We start from the raw sequence: 18,956 nt of genomic DNA on the forward strand, positions 1-18,956 counted from the left end.
GCGCCTATAATGTCGGCGAGTGATTTCAGTCCAGGCCATCGTGCTCTCCCTCGAATCTTTGCAAATCCGAAGGAATCACAACTGGCTGAAATCACTCAGCTTCTTTTTCAGTCCGGCTCTTAAGATACATTTCGTTATGGCATCGCGGTTTCGCTGGGCAATAGTGAAGGATTTTGAGGATCGCGACGTGAGCTCGCAGGCAGGCATAAACACCTTCCCCGCATGCCCGGCCATCAGGGTCAATCGGTCACTCCCGAAATATAAGTCCTAGGGTGACTTGGCCAGCGATGCGCGCTGGCTCGCTACTGCACTTGCCGGGACCGGTCCCGCTGCGTTTCCCCAGTTGTTCCGGATGTAGGTCAGCACGGCCGCGACCTGCGCGTCGTGAAGTCGCCAATCGAAAGCGGGCATGGCGGGGGCCGTCGGCGCGCCTGCAGTGGAAACCGCGCGCGTTCCGTGCAGAACGACTCGCACCAGCGTAGTTGGGTCATCTGATTGTACGAGCGCGCTACCCGCCAGTCGTGGAAAGAGATTCGCATCCCCCTCACCCGAGTCCTTGTGGCAGGCGGCACAACTGTCCTTGTAGATCGCCGCACCCGCGCGCATCGCGTTATTGCCAGCAGCAACCGGCTCGGGCCTCGCGCTAGCGCCGCTCTGGCCGCTGTCCTTCAGATAAGTCGCAATGGCTAGGATGTCCTCGTCGTTCATCCGGGATGTGGAATGAGACACAGCTTCGGCCATGGGTCCGGAAGCCAGCGTCCACTTGTTGGCGCCGGTCTTGAGATACTCGACAAGATCGTCCGTGGACCATCCACCAATGCCCTTGCGCTGATCGTTGGTGATATCGGGTGCAAACCAGCCCTGAAGCGTAGCTCCAGTCAAAGCGGCGCTGTTCTTGTCGCCGCCGAGAAGTGTCTTCGGCGTATGGCAGGTGCCGCAATGCGCAGGCCCCTCCACGATATAGGCACCGCGATTCCACACCGCGGATTTTTGCGGATCAGGTTGATAGCGGCCTGGCGTAAAGTTGAGCCCGTTCCAGCCCGCCATCGCAAGCCGAATGTTCAGCGGGAACGGTAACTGGTTGGATACGACCCGGTTGCTGACCGGCGCCACCGTCGCAAAATAAGCGCGCATCGCCAGCACGTCATCATCGGTCATTTTCGTATAGGCCGGATATGGCATCGCCGGATAAAGCCGTTTGCCGTCGTGGCCGCGACCCTCATGTAGCACCGCGAGGAATTCCTCGTTGGTCATATTGCCGATCCCGGTTTCGAGATCGGACGTGATATTCGGCGCGACCAGCGTGCCAAACGGCGTCTGCAGCGCCACGCCACCAGCGAACGGCGCTCCGTGCGACGCCGTATGGCACCCCGCGCAATCGCCGAGCACCGCGAGATAGCGTCCGCGTTCGATCCTGTCGAAACTCTGCGTATCCTGGGCAAATGCATTGCTCGTCAGACTGACAAACAGAGCCGCGGTAGCGAGAGGACGGCGCATCATTTCCTCCCTAAACCAATGGACCGGGGTTTTTCAGATAACGCTCCCGGATGGCGTCGGCGGTCCAATACGCCAGGGCGCCGACCGTGTCGGTCGGGTTGTACCCATGATTTTGTGGGAAAACCGACGCGCCGCCGGGCACAAAGACGTTGTGCACGTCCCAGCTCTGACAATAACGGTTCAGGACGCTGGTCGCGGGATCCGCACCCATCACTGTACCGCCGGTATTATGGGTCGTCTGGTAGATCGTACTGTCGTAAGGACCCTTGCGCGGGCTGGCCACGATCTCGACGGGGTCCATCGCTTTCGCGATGTCCGCGAGGCGATCGGTCAGGTAAGCCGACATCTTCAATTCGTTATCGTGAAAATCGAACGTCATCCGCAGCAACGGACGGCCGAACCGGTCCTTGTAGGTCGGATCGAGATCGAGGTAGCAATCCTTGTAGCTGTACGAGCTGGCATGGGTCGCGAGGCTGCAGGCGCGCTGATAGGTTTCCGCGGTCGCTTTCTTCCATTCCGCGCCCCATTTCGGCGTGCCCTTCGGCACCGGCCGGGTCTGGATCGGCCGCGCGCCGGTCTGCCCAAAACCCATATAGCCGCCGCCGACGAAGCCGAGCCCGGTGTGGTCGAAATTGTCGCCGTTATAGTCGTCGATGATCATGCCGTGCGCGCCGGTCGCGATGAACGGGTTGAGGATCTTGTCCTTGAGGATCACGCTCACGCTGGAGGTGGTCTGATAGGCGTAGTTGCGGCCGACCACACCCTGCCCTGTCTGCGGGTCGTAGGGCTTACCGATCCCCGACAGCAACATGAGTTGAACGTTGAAGAACGAAAAGGCGCACATCAGTACGATGTCGGCGGGCTGCTCCCACTCTTCGCCTGAGGTATCGACATAGGTCACGCCGGTGGCGCGCTTACCGGTCGAGTCCAGGTTAATTTTCGTGACCTCGGATTCAGTTTGCGCGCTGAAATTGGGAAATCGTAACAGCGCCGGCAGCACGCAGGTCTGCGGGCTCGCTTTCGCATAATTACCGCAACCGAACCGTTCGCAGAAACCGCAATAGGTGCACTGTCCAAGTTTCACGCCAAGCGGATTGACATAGGCTTCGCTAAGATTGGAGGCTGGCTGCGGAAACGGAGAATGTCCGGTCTTGCGCGCTGCCTCGGCGAACAGCGTCGCTCCCAATCCCTGTTTCAATGGGGGCGTCGGATATTCCGACGAGCGCCATCCTTCAAACGGATTGCCACCGGCCTGCTTCTGTCCGCGAATATTGCCGGCCTTTCCGGAAGTGCCACAGAGCTTTTCGAACCGGTCGTAATAAGGTTCCAGTTCGTCATAACTGACGGGCCAATCCTGGATCGTCATGTCGGCCGGCAAAGCGTCCTTGCCATAACGCTGTTCGAGATGGCTGCGCAACTGAAAGTCCGTCGGCAGGAAGCGCCAGGTCTGTCCGTTCCAATGTATGCCGGCGCCGCCGACGCCGTTGCCCGGAAGAAAACCAGAGAAGCTGCGGATCGGCATCGCCGTCTGGCTCGCATTGTTGCGAAACGTCAGCGTTTGCTGGTCGGGACGCAAAAACAGATCCAGCCGAACTGCATAACGAAGTTCATCCTGCGCATAAGCGGGTGGAAAATCCGTCGCCGTATCGCGCCAGGGGCCACGTTCGATCGCAACAACGTTCAGTCCAGATTTCGCGAGTTCATAGGCGAGGATGGAGCCGGTCCATCCGAGTCCAATGATCACGACATCCTTGGCAGGGAGTTTGCGGGCCATCGCTATTCCCTCACTGTCCAGTCAGAGCGACCCATGATGCTGACGGGCGGCAATGGATAGGACTCGTTGTGACGTTCAACCCAGTCGCGGTAATCGTAACGCGCGCCGGGGAAGCCGATCAGCTTCCAGCTCGCCATGTCGCGATTGCCGCCGTAGATCGGATCGGCAAAAAACCCTTCCTGCGTATTGGCAAGCAACAACGCGAAGAACTCGGCGCTCTTGACGTCCTTCAAGGCGATCGACCCCGACTCAAGCCCCTTGAGCACAGCGTCCTGATCGCCAGGCGCGAGACCGCTGAAAAGCTTTCCGGCAAAATGGCTCTTGACGTAGTCCGCCAGCGCTCTCAAGGCCGTGCGATACCGCGCCGCAGGAGAGTCCGGAAGCTGATAGCCCTGCGTGGCTGCGCCGGGCATAAATGGCGGCTTTGTATAAAGACCCTCGGCGCGGCCGTAAGGACCCGCGAGTTGCCGGTCGATAAACACGGCGCATCCCGCGTCTTTTCCGCCGGGCCCGCGATTGTCCGGAGGGATAAGCCGATCGACGGCAGCCTCAATCGTCGCGGCCTCGTCCGCGGTGAAAAACATCCAAGGGCCGGGGCGAACCATAACCGGCGGCGTCGCCGTCCCCGCCTCCCATGGTAGGCTGCCATTAAGGGTGCGGGCGCGTGCCAAGGTTGTTCCGACGAGAACAAATGCGGCGGCCGACGCCAACAATGAGCGTCGAGACGGTTGCGAGGAAATAATGCGATGCATGGTCACTCCTCGTGCCTAAAATCGCGCAACCATTCTTAACGCGAGGCGAAACGCCGTTCCCAACCATTTGACGCAAAGTTTAAAATCGGTTTCTGGGCATTATGCGTTCGCGTCACCGATAACATCTTATCACCTGCCGGCGGATCGGAATATCGTTGTTCAGTCCTTAAAAGGTGCCGTTTTTCGCGTGGCTCCCTAATTACCCGGCCGTTTCCTTTGGCTAGCCCGGACGGCTACAGACTCTAAGCTGACGGCGATGGGGAAAGATGAGCGAGCACTTAGCGTGTCCGGATTGTTTTCCGCGGCGAAGTACTGAATATGCCTATACCAAGGTCAGCCCCTATAAGCGAAGAACGAAAAGCCACCTAGTCGACCAGATTGAGAGTTTTCGGATGGGAGACAAGGACAGCAGGCGGGACGACGACCTCTTGGATACATTTTGTTATGGGATCGCGGTTTCGCTCGGCAACAGTGATGGTTTCTGACGAGTGCCCCCTTGACCGAACAGATGGCTTCGCACTCTAAGCTTGCAGCTTCTGGCGCCGAACCTCGATTGGTCTGCTTAAGCCAGCGGCTAACTGCTTCAGTGCGTTTGGATCACGGCTTGAAAGCAGCTTGGCAAATTCGTCGGGCTCAAACGGCAATGGAGGATATTGTATCGGCCGTTTTCGCAAGGCTAACTTTAATCGACTCCATAAGCGCCACCGGAACAGCATCTGCGACCTTCATCAATAAGATATTAGTTTTCGCTCAAAGAACGTTAGGCATTGGCACGTGGTTCCACTTAGCCGCGGGCTTGGGAAACACTTTCGGGTGAGGACGTACAACGCGGGGCCGACTCAGATTGACTCACACCGATAACTCGGCGGCGATCGGATCGGCTCAACATTATCAGTAAGGCCGCTTTGCACCTTAAACTCCCCTACCATCTGGTTTGCCGATCACGCAGCGCCATGCCGCCAGGCGATCGGCAGGATGCTGCTTCATCCACTCCGCAAGCTGCGGCGCACCCATCAGGCAGGATTGCATTGATATCTCAGCGAAGTCCGACGTCGTGACAATTTGCTCGTGGCAATTTGCCGGAGATGAGAGACTGCAGAGCACGGCGATGACCTTGATCACGACACGCGGCCTTCCTCGCTGCGATAGGCATTGTCGCCACCGAGAGTGTGACTTACTGGTGCCTTGTTATGCTTCTCGCTGACTGGATCAGCCGGCGGGAAAATGCTGTCGTACATCGCACGGGCCCTTCGAATCACCCGTGCTCGCTCGCGCTCAGACTTTGAGACAAATCGAATAATTTCGCCCATATTCGCTCCAAACAATGGTCAGAGAGGGTATTCGCTTTTCCGTCACGGGCCCTGCGCCAGGCATCCTAACTTTCTAGACGCATTTCTTCCTCAGGTTAGGATCTCATGCTACCCATTAGGTTATGTCCACCACTCGCCTTCGGCGTTTGCAGCCGATCGAGCGAGCGCTTTGGCCGCATCGACATGCGAGGCCTTCTCAGCTCGCCGCTCGTAGTTGTCGGCAAGAGCCTTAAGCTGACCCGCAATCGCTCGATCGGTCATGGTTTGGGCAGCGCGGAGCAAAGTCTCTGCTGTTTTTAAGTATTCCTTGCCTCGTTGTGAGATCTGCTGAATCCTCATAGCGCCCTCCCGCGGTTCTCTGTCGCTTGGCCTCCGGCGATTTGGAGCCAGGGCAGCCAATTCAGTTCGCTTGCCCGGCGAGCTCTGAGGCGATCGACGCACTTCTTGGAACAAAGGGCGGTTCGCCACGAGTAGTACCGCACGAGACCAAACTTGCCATCGCAAACCCGGCAACGCGCGGCTCTCCCGGATCCCAGACTTTGAGAGCAGTTGGGCATTGTAGTCTCCTTTTGGTATTATCTTCGTTGTCCGTCCATCATCCTTCTTTCGCCGTCGAGCCTCATGAGGCCTGTACGCTTTTCCAACCTATCCAACCTAAGACGATCGCGGTCACCAGCTCAATTGAACATGGGTAGTCGTCGAGCATCCAAAGTGGTTACGAAACGATACGAAGGCTTATGCCGCTCGAAAGCCGACCACTTCACGATGCGAGACTTCGATTTTGCTCGATGCATCGTACACACCCAAAGCAATCTTGATCATTCGTGACCTGCTTTGATGGAAACCTACGGAACCGGGGCGCGTCAAATCCACCGACTACGCCTTCGACAAGACCACAGTCCACAACCGTAAATCGCGCAACCACTTGGTCGACCTAACGACCTTTTGGATACGTTACGGGATCGCAATCGCGCTCGGGAATAACGAAGGCTTTTAACGCTGCGTCACCTTGCATCACGCTCCATCTCAACCGTGCACGTTAGGATGCATGGTTACTCCGCGGCCTTTTCTATTTGTGGCGCTCGCTTTTTCTAAGCGAAAGCGCGATTCCATAACAGACCGACCGTATCTAGAAGAGCGTCTTCTCTTGTTGTCTGTGTCGCGTGCTTCCACAATTCATCGTAGGCTTAGAAGAGGTTGACGCGGAAAATTCTCTTGCCGCGCAAGATCTAAAATCTCCGAGACCACCTGAGCCTGATTGGTCGGCGATGGAAGTGCTGACTCGCGCATCCGGCCTTTGCTCGGCCAACCGAATTCGCCGATCAGTATTTCCTTGCCCGGAAACGTTGAAGCAATCCGTTGGCGGACAGCGTCAGCGTGAATGGCAACGAACTGCGCCCGGATCGGCAAGTTCTCCCAAAACGGCAGGGCATGAATCGTGACAAAATCGACGGCGTCGTAAAGTTCGCGATTGCGCAGCAATATCTCCTAGGCATCGGCATAGGTAACAGGGGCAGTGGCATCGTAACAATCTGCCGCACTGGCTACGCCTTGATAAAAGCTAGCAGGTCGGCATTGATCGTCGCCGCCTCCGTGGTCGGCATGCCGTGCGGAAAGCCCTTATAGGTTTTCAGCGTGCCGTTTTTTAGAAGCTTCGCTGACAACGGCCCGGACGCGGTATAGGGAACGATTTGATCGTCCTCACTGTGCATCACCAGAACCGGGATGTTGATTTTCTTTAAATCCTCGGTGAAGTCGGTCTGCGAGAAGGCGACGATGCCGTCGTAATGCGCCTTCGCGTCGCCAACCATGCCCTGACGCCACCAGTTGTCGATCACGGCCTCGGACGGCTTGGCGCCCGGCCGGTCGTAGCCATAGAACGGACCCGAAGCGACGTCGCGATAGAATTGCGAGCGATTGGCCGCAAGCGCGGTCTGGAATCCGTCAAAGACTTCCTTCGGAAGTCCGTTCGGATTGGCTGGCGTCTTCACCATCAGCGGCGGCACCGCGCAGAGAATGGCAGCCTTCGCGACCCTGCCCTCGCCATGCCGCCCCAGGTAACGCACAACCTCGCCGCCGCCGGTGGAATGGCCGATATGGATCGCCTCCTCTAGATCGAGATGCGTTGTCACGGCCGCGAGATCGTCGGCGTAATGATCCATGTCATGGCCGTCGCCGACCTGGCTGGAGCGGCCATGGCCACGGCGGTCATGGGCGATGACGCGATAGCCGTGATTGAGGAAGAACAGCATCTGCGCATCCCAGTCGTCCGACGACAGCGGCCAGCCGTGGCTGAACACGATCGGCTGGCCCTTGCCCCAATCCTTGTAAAAGATGTCAACCCCATCCTTGGTCTTCACCGTACCCATGTGATACCTTTCAGATTATCCGCCGGGCTCATTGGCAGCGATCGCTGCGCGTAAACGAATCGAGACTTGCCTACTGACAATCGTTGCGGCTGTCCCAAGCGCCGAGTTCTCGCCAGGCAGACCATCCCTCGTAATCGGTTACCTCGTTGTAGGGATTTCCAGGCTCTTGGCTACACCAACCGCGCGCTTGCTGCGCAATTGAATCATTCGCGTTGCGAAATTGTTCGCCTATGCCTCTTGGCGCGCGGCCCCTATTTTGGTGGTGATGTTCGGACGCTGTGGCACTGTAAATCGCTGATCCTGCAATCAACAACGTACCGAGAATAGTGAGAGCTTTCTGTCGCATGAATATCTCCATTCGGTTGATAGCGGCCGGAGCGCTTTGTATTGATGCGCTTCGTAATCTGTGAATCTTTGCTCACCCTGGTAGCAGCATCTTTCCTGTCGCGCCTGCTGCAGCCGGAAGTTCATGTTTCGCTGAGATGCATCGCACACGCATCACCGTTAACAATTCTCTGGCCCAACACTCCGCCGCCGTACCATTTGCGCCAGAGTCGAATTCAAATTTGGCCGGCCCGTTGCAGCTCGGCACGGGTGACATCGCCTCATGTCACCCGTGAACCCTCGTGAAGGAGAATTAGCTTCCGGAAGGATGCAGTGACGGATCCCAACCACCCACTCTCGATGGGTCCCTTCCACTGAAGCCAAAGTTCTCTATGTTCCGCTCTGCTTGCGAACTGGGCACAGCGAAGTAAGGGGCAGTTATTTGATTATAAGAGCCGCGAAAGGTACGGCTATGATGTGTTATGTGTTTAGCGAATGCCGGCGTCGCGATGGCGGCGAATAGAGCTACCACCGCACCAAGTGTTTTCATCTTGCTCATTGATTCTCTCCAACGGAGTTTTAGGCGTTAATTCGCCTCGAACCGATGTAGGTGCGAAATTCGCTGAGGCTATTAAAATCGCCTTCATTGGCATCGTGAGATCAAATCGCGGCTTTCGAGATAGAGTCGGCGAATAGTCCGCTCCGCGATCACGGCTCTTCAATCGGCGTCTTCCATCATCCCGGCGAGCTGTCGGCACTCACCCTTGGTCTCGGCGCTCGATTCCGCGCTTGAGGCTGATGCAGGGGACAGCGTTACCGCAACCGCCGGGCTGATCGCGTTCGATCAACAGCTTGCCCTACACAGGCAGGGTAACCCGCGGACTTCGCTATTGCGGCGAGCGTGCGGCCGAGTTCTCGTGATCTGGGACTCTTTAGTCCAGCATCGCGCTTGCTTCGACGCAAAGGCATCAGATTGACAATGACGCAACGGTATCGCGCAGAGTCCAGCCGGCCGCAAGCTTAAGAGACCGAAAGCCTGTCTTTCGAATGAGCGATAATTTCCGAAGCCTATCCAAAGGACAAGAGTGACATCACGCTAGAGTCAGCATCTGGATGGTAGCGCAAACGTCGCGCACAATTGCTTGCAGACCGATTGCGCTATGCAACCCGGTACGGCTCGCCTCGCCACTGGCCTAAAGGCTTTCGATCATGCGGCGACCCGCGGTATCGACCGCGATACCACTCATGTGGTAGTGCACGACCGGCCGCAGCGGGATCGGATCGAACGCCGGACCAAACCCTGGCCATCCTGCAGAACGCGCTGATCACCAGATGGCGTGCGACGAGGTCATTTACCGGGTTGGTGTGTGCGTCGGGTCCGCATCGAAAGCGGGGTGCCTTCGTACGTTTTCACCGTCTCCAGATTTTGCGCATGCGCGCGCGAGCCACGCTCGCGCGCCTTGCAGCGTTCTGAAGTCTTCGAGGCTACGAGCCGGAATGTCGGGATAGGCGCGGGCGGCCATTTCGCTGAGTGCCCGGCCAGGGCCGAGTTCGAAAAAAACACTCGCTCCTGCTTCCACACAGCCTTCCAGGCAGCACGCCCACTGGACCGTGTGGGAGATCTGTTTGGCCAGCTTGTTCAAGCCGACTGAGATGTTGACAACAGGAGAGCCGTCGATCCCGCTAAAGAGACGTACATTCGGGTCAGGCCAACGCTTCGTCGGAGCTCGGTCTAACACTTTGCGGAACTCCGACGAAGCCGCGGCCAGGCGTGCGGTGTGAGAGGCCACGTTTACCGCCAGCCGAGCTGCGCGCGCGGCGCCCATCTTTTTCGCGACTTCAGCTATGACGTCCAGAGCCACGCCGGCACCGCCGAGAACGTAGGCGTCGCCGGGGTTGACGATGGCGATCGCTGCATCGTGGTAATTGCACAGATCTTCGACAGCGCGGTAAGACAAGCCACGAACGAACAGCAAGCCATCCCCGGGCCTGCTGGAAGCATCCATGGCGCTGGCGCGTCGCGCCACAAGGTCAAGGGTTATCGTGGCGTCAATCAAGCCCGCGACACTCCAGGCCGCCACTTCGCCCACGCTGTAACCTGCAATGATCAGTCTGCGGGGCAAGGCGTCGCGCAGGGTTGCCGTCGCAGCCAGCGCCTGCAACGTACAAAGAATTTGTCCGACGCGGTTCTGGTGCAGAGTGTCATCGCTATCGATTTGAACCATTTTGCCTGGGTCACGTCCGCCGAGCAGGGTCGCCGCGTGAGCAAACACGTTCACGGCTTCCGGTGCGTTGCCGGTCAAAGCGAACATGTCGGACCGCTGTGGCCCCTGTCCGGAGCAAAAGACGACAAGCGTCATCGACGGTACCTCATTGGGGAAAGAGTATGCCGATGGTTATCGCCAGCGTGAAGATGCTGAACACCGTGCTGGCGATTACGATGGAACCCATCTCACGAGAACGCACTTGATAGGTCTCGGCGAACAGGATACCGAAGAAGCCCGATGGCACGGCAGCCAGCAGAATAGAGACTCTGGCAATCTCCGAGGGAACCGGGAAGATGTAAGCGATCGCGGCCACCAACAGCGGCCGCATCATGTCGGACGCCGCGGTTGCACCTACGACCTTCCAGTCCAAACGGAAAGGTTGCGCCGACAGGATCAGACCCGTCAAGAACAGCGCTACGCCGCCAGCGGCCTGCCCTATGAGATTGAGAGACGCTGCGGTCACGGAATCAAGATCCAACCCAGACAGAGAGAGCAGGATCCCCAATATCGGGGCCACAACGACCGGCTTGTTCAAAGCGTGCCACAACGCCCGGCTCATCTGAGCTGCTGAAATCTTGGTATCGTTCTTTTCCTTGCCGCTGGATAGTTCGAGCAGGATCAGAGTGGGCGGGCTCAGCAGGATTGAGCCTGTCGCAAGGGCTACCGCGACGGGCACCGTCTCCGTCGGGCCGAGGAGAGCAGACATTATCGGCAACCCGACTCCCGCCAGGTTAGGAAAAGCTATTGTCAGAGCCTGTAGCGACGCCTCGGCTGTTGATGCCCGCGCCAAACGAGACAGGAAAAGATACCAGAGCAGATAGACGATCAGCATGTCGGCGCCGAGTATTGCGATCAGCGGCGCTTGCGCTATCATCTCACTGCGTGGGGCAGAGGCGGTCGCGACGAACAAAGACGCAGGCACGGCAAAATTCATCACTAGGGCGTTGAGTCCACTTACATGGTGGTTTTCGATGATGTGCCACCGTCCGGCCACATAGCCAAGCGCCATGACGAAGAAAACGGGTGTTAGTGCCATCAGGATCACGTGCGACATCACGACAACTCCGACTCGCAAGCCTGGACAAAGAGACTCATGGCGAGAAGGTCCGCTGATCCGCCCGGGCTGAGCCCGCGTCTGACAAACGACTGGTGCACGACGTTAGCCCGCTCGCGCCAGTTGCGTGTACCCACGCCGCCATCATCAAGAAAAGCGCGGGCGGCGCGCTGGGCATAGCGGAGGCCGGACATGCCGCCCCGGTGCAACAGGTTGGTGTCCTCAACCGCAGCGATCAACGCGAAGCAAGCCTGCACCCGGGCCGCTTCTTTGTGGCCGCGTGCGATCATAGCGCCACTCTGCAGAGCAGGCAGACCTACATCATAGACACCGGGAAAACCTTGAGCAGCTTCCATCCGGGCGCCGCCTGCTCCATAGCGTAACCGAGCGTTGCCGCCATGGCTGTGCAGCAGCACGGGTCCATCAAGAATATTACTACCCCAGAGCCGCGCCACGACCGCGCCGAGTGACATTGCGGGATCGACCCGGCCGCCTGCCCTGGCGCCGGCAGCGGCACATAACAAACCGAGCCCGAATATGGCGCCCCGGTGCGTGTTGATGCCCCCGGTCGCAGCGAACATTGCCGTTTCGGCTTCAAGGCCGATGATCCTCAGGCGTCCCATCCCGCAGCCCTGAGCGCCGGCCTCCGTCAGGGAGTGGAGATAGGGTTGGATCGCGACGGCGCTGCTTCGGAACGTGCCGGCGTGCATATCTGTGTGACTGCCGGAATCCACATGGCTAACAAGTCCTGGCTTCGGCCAAGTTTCCAACTCAAGCAAAAGACATCGGCCCGCAATGGCGGCGATGGCTTCCGCGGCGTGAACGCTCGTCGACCTCGAGTTAGGCCTCGGAAGTTGTTCAGAACGGCGTGCCACTGCGATTGTCATGACTGGATTTCGCTGCTGAGGAGGAAGTTCGCTTTTTGTACAGTGACCCCACTGCTGGTTTTCAGCAGTACCTCGCCCACGCCAGCATGGAGTTCACGCCAGTTCACGCCCGCGCCGTCATCGCGCACCAATTCGCCATCGAGACGCATGGGCGCCACGGCTTCGATGGCGGCAAGCTCAGCTGTTAGCCGGACAAGATCGCTGCCGCGCGACACAGGGAGGAGAAGGTCGAGATCAGAACCATCGGTCAGATAGTCCAGCCCCGTGAGCGTCTGCCACGCCAGACTGCCGAAGACCCGCGCCTCCACGCCATGCCGGGAAGCCAGCTCCGCCACTTGATCCAACGTGTGCCGCCATGGCTCCGGTGCTACATCGATGGTGGAGCTCAACTGGAGCGGTCGTGCTGTCGCGACGATGTCATCCGACAGCATCAGGAAAGAGAGCCGGCGTTTGCCGGCAAATGGCGGCAAAGGTAGGCCCAGCGGCAGCCCGTCCGCCTCACCGTGCATGGCGCGCCGTGTGATGAGAGGCCAGCCCCGATCGACCCATTCAATGACCAGCGGCTCTCCGGCAAGATCGTCATGCCGTTGCAGCAGGGAGCGCCACGCTGCCGGTGACACCAAGACCAGATCGTGGCGGCGGATCGTCCGATTATGACGATTGGAGTGCGAGGTCATGTGCGCGCTCCGCGATGTCGGCCGCCTTCGGGCGCCCATTTCGAATTTTGCCAAGATGATCTCGCCGGTCTCCGCTCTCGCGAGCGTCCTTGAGCAAGCTCTCCAATTGTTCAGCCAACGAGATTTTCTCGTCCCAGACCGCAAGCACCGCGCCGGTCTGAACCATATTGTCCAACCCCGGAGCAAAAACCGGCGTGGACTTCGCCTTCTCCTTGAGGACGTCGATAGAGAGCTTGGTCACCCTGGACATCGAAGGCAGGTCCATCACAGCCGGATCGGCCCCCGGCAGTGCCACAAGGGCGCGGGTCGGCGCTGCTGTCGCAAGGAAAGCTCCGGCGGCGGAGTGGCCGTAGAGCACACCCACGGTCGGACGGCCCTGCATGTCGGCGTAGATCAGGCACTTGGCGAGGTGCGCGAGATATTCGTTCAGTCCGAGAAGCTCGTCGCGTTTGCTCATGCGCTGGCTGTCGCTGTCGACCAGCACCAGGATCGGACCTTCGCCGCCTTGCTCCACCGCATCGAGCACGTGGCGCGACAGGCGGATGGCCTCGTCGACGCCGAGCGGGGTCCGTCCGGCGACGCCGATCACCACGGCGCTGCCGCCTGACTGCAAAGGGGCGGACCCCAGCAGCACACCTTTGTCATTGGCGACGTCGTGGCCTTTGGGGAATAGCGAGGTAAGAATGTCATCGAGCGTCATAGCGCGGCTCCTGGGCCTTATTGGCAAGATCGTTGAAGTCCGCCGCCGCCATGGCCGGCACCGCTTCGGTGTCGGCGACACCCTCGGCCTTCCAGATGTCGACCGCATCGGCGCATAGGCCGAAGCGTTGCAGGCGTTGCTCCAGGCGAGCCTGCTCGGCTTTCAAGACATCCGGGCCGAATCCCGGCACGGCGCCGATCAAATGCAGGGCGATGTTGCGGAAGCTCTCGACCGCGTCGTCGACGAAGGCCTCGGCGCCGCCGAGCAGCCGCCGGTGTTTGCCGCCCATGGTGCGCCACACTAGCGCGCGATCCCTGGAATCGAACTCCTCGACGCCGCGGTTGGTCTCGATGACTTCGGGACCGGAGACACTGATGCGGCCTTGCTCAGAAACGGCGAGCGCCGAACAACAGCCGGCAATCAATCCGCCACCACCGTAGCAGCCTGCCCGGCCACCAATCAGACCGACAACCTTCACGCCCGCCATCCGCGCCTCGATCAGCGCGCGCATGATCTCGGCGATAGCCAGTTCACCGGCATTGGCTTCCTGCAGGCGCACCCCGCCAGTGTCGAACAGAATCAGCACCGGCACCGACTTGGTGTCCCGAGCGGCGCGTAGAAGGCCTGTCAGCTTGGCGCCGTGAACCTCGCCGAAGGCGCCGCCCATGAAGCGCCCCTCTTGAGCGGCGACAAACACCGGCGCGCGGGCAATTCTGCCGCGCCCGATGATGATGCCATCGTCAAATTGCGTTGGAAGATCGAACACCTGCAAATGCGGGCTCTCTTCGCGCTGCTCGGGTCCGATGAACTCGTGAAAGCTGCCGGCGTCGAGCAACAGCTGGACGCGCTGTCGCGCGGATGCCTCGTACCAGCTCACTTTCTTGCTATTTGCACGGTGCGGTACAGTTGCCGTCTCGCGTTCGGAAATGTTCATTGGTCGTCCTCCTCGATCAAGCGGACGGCCTGCGCCAGGCGCAGCGCCACGGTGTCCGGTCGCGCGCCGCCATCGTTGATGGAGAGCTTCAGGCCACCGGGAGAGCGGCGCTCGACGAAGTCGGCAACGACCGCCTCCCACACCGCGCCGAAGCCTTCGGCCGCGGTGTTGATGTCGATCCGGCATTCCGTGTCGGGCAGTACCCGCTCCACCAACACTTCCAGATTGCCGGAGGCGACGACGCCGATGATTGCCAGCGGTTTGGAGCCAGTCGCGCGCTTTTGCGCCTTGTGGCGATAGCTCAGGGTTTCCATGGGAGCTTCCTCTTCACCAGTTGCGGAATTTGGAGGGCGGCGCATAGAGCCCGCCGGACCATTGCACCAGATCCTTGATGGAGCGCGCCGCGAGCAAGCTTCTGTCCGCATCGAGCGGATCGATCTTGAGGTCTTCTGGCCGGCGGATGACGCCTCGCTCCCGCAGACGCTGGACCATCTTCGCATCCCGGCCGCGGCCGACGTCGGTGTAGCCGGCAACGCCGCGGATCGCCTGCTCCCGCTCGTCCTCATCGTGGCAGAGCAGGAGATTGGCGATTCCTTCTTCGGTGACGATGTGGGTCACGTCGTCCCCGTAAATCATCACCGGCGCGAGTTCGAGGTTCAGCTTCTCGGCCAGGGCCAGCGCGTCGAGCTTTTCAACAAACAGCGGGACGTTCTTGTCGCCAAAAGTTTCCCCGATCTGGACCACCAGCTTGCGGCCTCGCCGCAGAGGTGCCGGGCCGTCGGGATCGGCCTCCTTGCCCGCCTGTAGCCAGGGCTCGCTGGGATGGCGGCGTCCCCGCGCGTCGGAGCCCATGTTCGGCGCGCCGCCGAAGCCGGCAATGCGCGAGGTCGTGACGGTCGAAGAATTTCCTTGCAGATCGATTTGCAGTGTGGAGCCGATGAACATGTCGCAGGCATAGAGCCCGGCAACCTGGCAGAAGGCACGGTTCGAGCGCAGCGAGCCATCGGGACCGGTGAAGTAAATGTCTGGTCGGGCGCGGATATAGTCCTCCATCCCGACCTCCGACCCGAACGAGTGGATCTGCTCCACCCAGCCGGACTCGATCGCAGGGATCAGTGCTGGGTGGGGATTGAGCGCGAAGCGGGTCGCGACCTTGCCCTTCAGCCCCAGCCGTTCGCCATAGGTAGGCAGCAGAAGCTCGATCGCGGCGGTATTGAATCCGATGCCGTGGTTCAGTCGCTTGACGCCGTAGGGCGCGTAGATGCCTTTGATCGCCAGCATAGCGGTGAGGATCTGGCCTTCGGTGATGGCGGCCGGGTCGCGCGTGAACAGCGGCTCGACAAAGAAGGGCTTTTTCGCTTCGACGACAAAATGTACTTGATCGCCGGGAATATCGACCCGGGGTAACTGGTCGACGATCTCGGCCACCTGCGCTACGACGAGACCGCTCTTGAAGCTCGTCGCCTCCACGACCGTCGGTGTGTCCTCGGTGTTGGGACCGGTGTAGAGGTTACCGTCTTTATCGGCACTGACCGCCGCGATCAGCGCTACGTTCGGCGTCAAATCGATGAAGTAACGGGCAAAGAGCTCAAGATAGGTATGGACGGCGCCAAGCTCGATTTTGCCGCCGAACAGCATGCGCGCGATGCGGGCCGCCTGTGGACCGGAATAGGAATAATCCAGCTTGCGCGCGATGCCCTTGTCGAACACATCGAGATGTTCGGGTAGCACGACACCTGACTGGACCATATGAAGCTCATGGACCTTCGCGGAATCAACGTTGGCGAGCGCATCGGCGAGGACGTCCGCTTGTTTCTGGTTGTCACCTTCCAGACAGACGCGGTCGCCGGGTCGAATCACCGCTTCAAGGAAATTCCGCAACTTCTCGACTTCGACAGTCTTGCCCGCCGCATACCGACCTCCGTCGGCGAGGCGTTCCGCCAAGCCAGTCTTTTGTGCGTTCCAGTTCTTCATTGCTGATCTCTCCTTTGCTCATGGCTTCTTCCGAGGAGGTGGCACGAAATCAATCGGTCGAACTCACCGGACCGAGACGGAGATCGCCACACGGACATTGCCCCGGATCGCATTCGAGTACGGGCAGATGGCATGAGCATCCTGGACGAGCTGTTCAGCGGTCTGTCGGTCGACGCCCGCAATGCCTACAGCAAGTGCGGCGGCCAACACGAAGCCTCCTGTTTCATCTCGACTAAGGTCGATCCTGGCGGCGACGCCGATATCGTCATCGGCAAAGCGATGGCCGGTATCCCGGCTCACATGGAGGAGTGCGTTCTCAAAACAGGCGGCATATCCGCCGGCGAAGAGTTGTTCGGGATTGGTTGCATCGCCCTTTCCGCCGAGGGCCCGCGGCAGTGCGAGCTTGAGGTCGAGCAGACCGTCTTCGCTGCGGATCGAACCGTGGCGGCCACCGCTCGCCGTGACTTTTGTGGAATATAGACTGGCCATAGGGCATGTGCCTTCTTCGTAGAGATTCGCTAAATGGGATAGGCCGTCCGGGCTGTCGCCGCGACGCATCGGCGACAGCCCGTGCACGCCCGTTAGGTGCGCTGTCCGGCGGCTTCCAGGATCAACCGGGTGATCTCGTCGGGACGGGATATCAGCGACAAATGACTCGCCTTCACTTCGATGGTTTTGGCACCCATGCGCTTGGCCATGAAGCGTTCGAGATCAGGATTGATCGTCCGGTCTTCCGTAGAAACGGCATAGAAACTCGGCTTCGACCGCCAGGCCGCATGCGTCGTCTTGCCCGCGAGCAGAGACTTCTGGAACGGCTCCTGGACCGCATAGAGGACCTTCGCCTTCGCTTCCGGCAGGTCGCCCGCGAAATCGCGCAGGAACGCAGCCTCGCTGAGACGGCCTTCATCGCCGTCGAAGACGATCCCGGCCGACGCCGGGGGCGTCGGAAATGTCTTGGCCAAGGTCGCGTAATCCTCGCCTGCGTCGGGGGCCCGCGCCGCCACGTAAACGACCGCCGACACGTTCGGATGCATACCGGCCTCTGTTACGATCATTCCGGAGAAGGAATGTCCAACAAGCACCGTCGGACCATCCTGCCGCGCCAGCACGCGCTCGGCTGAAGCCACCGCTTCGGGCAGCGTCGTCAGCGGATTTTGCACGGATGTGACATTGAGCCCCTCTGCCTGCAATCGTGGAATCACCTCCGACCAGGATGAGCCGTCGGCGAACAGCCCGTGCACCAGGACGACGTTGCGCGCCTTCGGCGCGGGCTCAGCAGCGGCGGCACTGCCCTGGATAAGAGTGCTTGCCGCCCCAGCAGCCACCATGGTCACGAAGCTGCGGCGGTTCATTGAGTACTTTTTCCGAAAATCGTCTTGGCCATTCATGGAAGTTCTCCTTCGGGTAAATGTTGGAGTTCGCTACTGGGAGACTTTGAATTGGTTAGTCGGCGAAGTGGCCTTACAACGCTGGGAACAATGGTCCGTGGTCACACATCATCGAGCGCTCCCTGAAGGCTTTCGGCTGGGATTGATCCTGCGGCCGATCTTGTCGATGAACCCCGCGAGAGAGCAGTCGCGTTCAGAACGAAGCCAACGCCTCGGACGCTGCGGATCATCGGCGGCTCATTAGTCCAGTCGATTTTGCGACGCAGAAGGCCCATCTGAACATCGACAAGGTTCGTTCGAGGAAGGCATTTATATTGCCAGACCTCTTTAAGAAGGGTCGCCCGGGACAGCACTTTGTTACTCCGCTGCATCATGTACTTGAGCAGCTGAAATTCGCGCGGCCGCAGGTTGATGTGGCGGTCACCACGCTTCGCAGTTCGATCGATGAGGTCGAGTTCCAATGGTCCTACGCACAGCATCGTTTCGTTCAGCAGAGCCAGCAGCCGAGCCAACGGTTCTCCGCTCAATTCCAATTCAGTTATCGCGAGCGGCTCGTCACGGCGCAGAAGCGATCCGCGCATCCGATCACCCATCTTCTCAAGCTTGCTCGACACCAGAGAATGCATGATATCGGCTAGACGCTCCGCCATTTCATCCTGCAGCCTTGGTATTCGTTTGCTCCAAACAACTTTCCGATGCTGTTCCGTTCCGATCGACGAATTTGGCGAGCGCATCGATCGCTGTTCTAACGTCCTTCGATCGTTGTCGGCGAACGCAGGTTGCCCGCGATCGAACGTGTCGCAACTGCCGTTATCAGTTTTCATTGCTTGTCCTTTCCGCCGCCAAGTGGGGTCATCGCAAACACCGGATTAGTTGATCGCTTAGCAAATCTCGTCGACGACCCTTCTTGCTCGTAAGAGCAGCGGACCAAAGGGACCGTCGAGGGGGAACGTCGTGCAGTCTGATCACTTGCGCGAGTTTAACGTTGTAAGATTTTGTTAGTCGTTCTGCTGACAGCGCGCGTCGCGGGTGAACGCATCGACCAAAAA

At 59.5% G+C, this 18,956-nt stretch carries 17 protein-coding genes and 1 pseudogene; all 18 read right to left on the bottom strand.

Going from position 1 to position 18,956, the window contains the following annotated elements; all coding sequences use genetic code 11:
- Positions 1-267: 267 nt before the first annotated feature.
- The 18 genes and pseudogenes from ABSE61_RS31265 to ABSE61_RS31350 all read right to left on the bottom strand — a co-directional run bounded on the left by ABSE61_RS31265 (position 268) and on the right by ABSE61_RS31350 (position 18,731).
- Positions 268-1,500: a c-type cytochrome gene (locus ABSE61_RS31265; RefSeq protein WP_423875029.1), complete on the bottom strand. Its 1,233-nt coding sequence runs from the start codon at positions 1,498-1,500 to the stop codon at positions 268-270.
- 7 nt (positions 1,501-1,507) lie between these two features.
- Positions 1,508-3,271 carry a GMC family oxidoreductase gene (locus ABSE61_RS31270; RefSeq protein ID WP_423875030.1) on the bottom strand — a complete coding sequence of 588 codons (1,764 nt, stop codon included), beginning with the start codon at positions 3,269-3,271 and terminating at the stop codon, positions 1,508-1,510.
- Between the two features lie 2 nt (positions 3,272-3,273).
- On the bottom strand, positions 3,274-3,855 hold the full coding sequence (locus tag ABSE61_RS31275; protein WP_423875031.1) for a gluconate 2-dehydrogenase subunit 3 family protein: 582 nt from the start codon (positions 3,853-3,855) through the stop codon (positions 3,274-3,276).
- A gap of 1,080 nt (positions 3,856-4,935) precedes the next feature.
- Positions 4,936-5,145, bottom strand: a complete 210-nt coding sequence (locus ABSE61_RS31280; protein ID WP_423875032.1) for a hypothetical protein — start codon at positions 5,143-5,145, stop codon at positions 4,936-4,938.
- 308 nt (positions 5,146-5,453) lie between these two features.
- Complete coding sequence (locus tag ABSE61_RS31285) at positions 5,454-5,672, bottom strand: hypothetical protein (protein ID WP_423875033.1); 219 nt, start codon at positions 5,670-5,672, stop codon at positions 5,454-5,456.
- 851 nt (positions 5,673-6,523) lie between these two features.
- Positions 6,524-6,845 (bottom strand): annotated as a pseudogene (locus ABSE61_RS31290) (beta-(1-6) glucans synthase); the annotation flags it as partial.
- A 32-nt stretch (positions 6,846-6,877) separates the two neighbouring features.
- Positions 6,878-7,702 carry an alpha/beta fold hydrolase gene (locus ABSE61_RS31295; protein WP_423875035.1) on the bottom strand — a complete coding sequence of 275 codons (825 nt, stop codon included), beginning with the start codon at positions 7,700-7,702 and terminating at the stop codon, positions 6,878-6,880.
- Between the two features lie 1,676 nt (positions 7,703-9,378).
- On the bottom strand, positions 9,379-10,386 hold the full coding sequence (locus ABSE61_RS31300) for a malonate decarboxylase subunit epsilon (protein WP_423875036.1): 1,008 nt from the start codon (positions 10,384-10,386) through the stop codon (positions 9,379-9,381).
- A 10-nt stretch (positions 10,387-10,396) separates the two neighbouring features.
- Complete coding sequence (locus tag ABSE61_RS31305; RefSeq protein WP_423875037.1) at positions 10,397-11,347, bottom strand: AEC family transporter; 951 nt, start codon at positions 11,345-11,347, stop codon at positions 10,397-10,399.
- Positions 11,347-12,234, bottom strand: a complete 888-nt coding sequence (mdcB, locus tag ABSE61_RS31310) for a triphosphoribosyl-dephospho-CoA synthase MdcB (RefSeq protein ID WP_423875038.1) — start codon at positions 12,232-12,234, stop codon at positions 11,347-11,349. Before mdcB ends, ABSE61_RS31305 begins: the two co-directional genes overlap by 1 nt.
- Positions 12,231-12,911 (bottom strand): malonate decarboxylase holo-[acyl-carrier-protein] synthase, encoded by a 681-nt coding sequence (mdcG, locus tag ABSE61_RS31315; RefSeq protein WP_423875039.1) that lies wholly within the window; start codon positions 12,909-12,911, stop codon positions 12,231-12,233. The genes mdcB and mdcG overlap by 4 nt, the downstream gene beginning before the upstream one ends.
- Positions 12,886-13,611 (bottom strand): biotin-independent malonate decarboxylase subunit gamma, encoded by a 726-nt coding sequence (mdcE, locus tag ABSE61_RS31320; protein WP_423875040.1) that lies wholly within the window; start codon positions 13,609-13,611, stop codon positions 12,886-12,888. Before mdcE ends, mdcG begins: the two co-directional genes overlap by 26 nt.
- Entirely contained in the window at positions 13,598-14,545 is a 948-nt protein-coding gene (locus ABSE61_RS31325; RefSeq protein ID WP_423875042.1) for a biotin-independent malonate decarboxylase subunit beta, read from the bottom strand. Before ABSE61_RS31325 ends, mdcE begins: the two co-directional genes overlap by 14 nt.
- Positions 14,542-14,859, bottom strand: a complete 318-nt coding sequence (gene mdcC, locus ABSE61_RS31330) for a malonate decarboxylase acyl carrier protein (protein WP_423875043.1) — start codon at positions 14,857-14,859, stop codon at positions 14,542-14,544. The genes ABSE61_RS31325 and mdcC overlap by 4 nt, the downstream gene beginning before the upstream one ends.
- A 13-nt stretch (positions 14,860-14,872) precedes the next feature.
- Positions 14,873-16,519, bottom strand: a complete 1,647-nt coding sequence (mdcA, locus tag ABSE61_RS31335; RefSeq protein WP_423875044.1) for a malonate decarboxylase subunit alpha — start codon at positions 16,517-16,519, stop codon at positions 14,873-14,875.
- A 63-nt stretch (positions 16,520-16,582) separates the two neighbouring features.
- Complete coding sequence (locus tag ABSE61_RS31340) at positions 16,583-17,008, bottom strand: organic hydroperoxide resistance protein (protein WP_423875054.1); 426 nt, start codon at positions 17,006-17,008, stop codon at positions 16,583-16,585.
- Positions 17,009-17,100: 92 nt separating this feature from the next.
- On the bottom strand, positions 17,101-17,907 hold the full coding sequence (locus ABSE61_RS31345) for an alpha/beta fold hydrolase (RefSeq protein ID WP_423875045.1): 807 nt from the start codon (positions 17,905-17,907) through the stop codon (positions 17,101-17,103).
- Positions 17,908-18,008: 101 nt separating this feature from the next.
- Entirely contained in the window at positions 18,009-18,731 is a 723-nt protein-coding gene (locus ABSE61_RS31350; RefSeq protein ID WP_423875046.1) for a winged helix-turn-helix domain-containing protein, read from the bottom strand.
- Between the last annotated feature and the right edge of the window lie 225 nt (positions 18,732-18,956).

Source organism: Bradyrhizobium sp., from assembly GCF_049519115.1.
Taxonomy (GTDB): Bacteria; Pseudomonadota; Alphaproteobacteria; order Rhizobiales; family Xanthobacteraceae; genus Bradyrhizobium.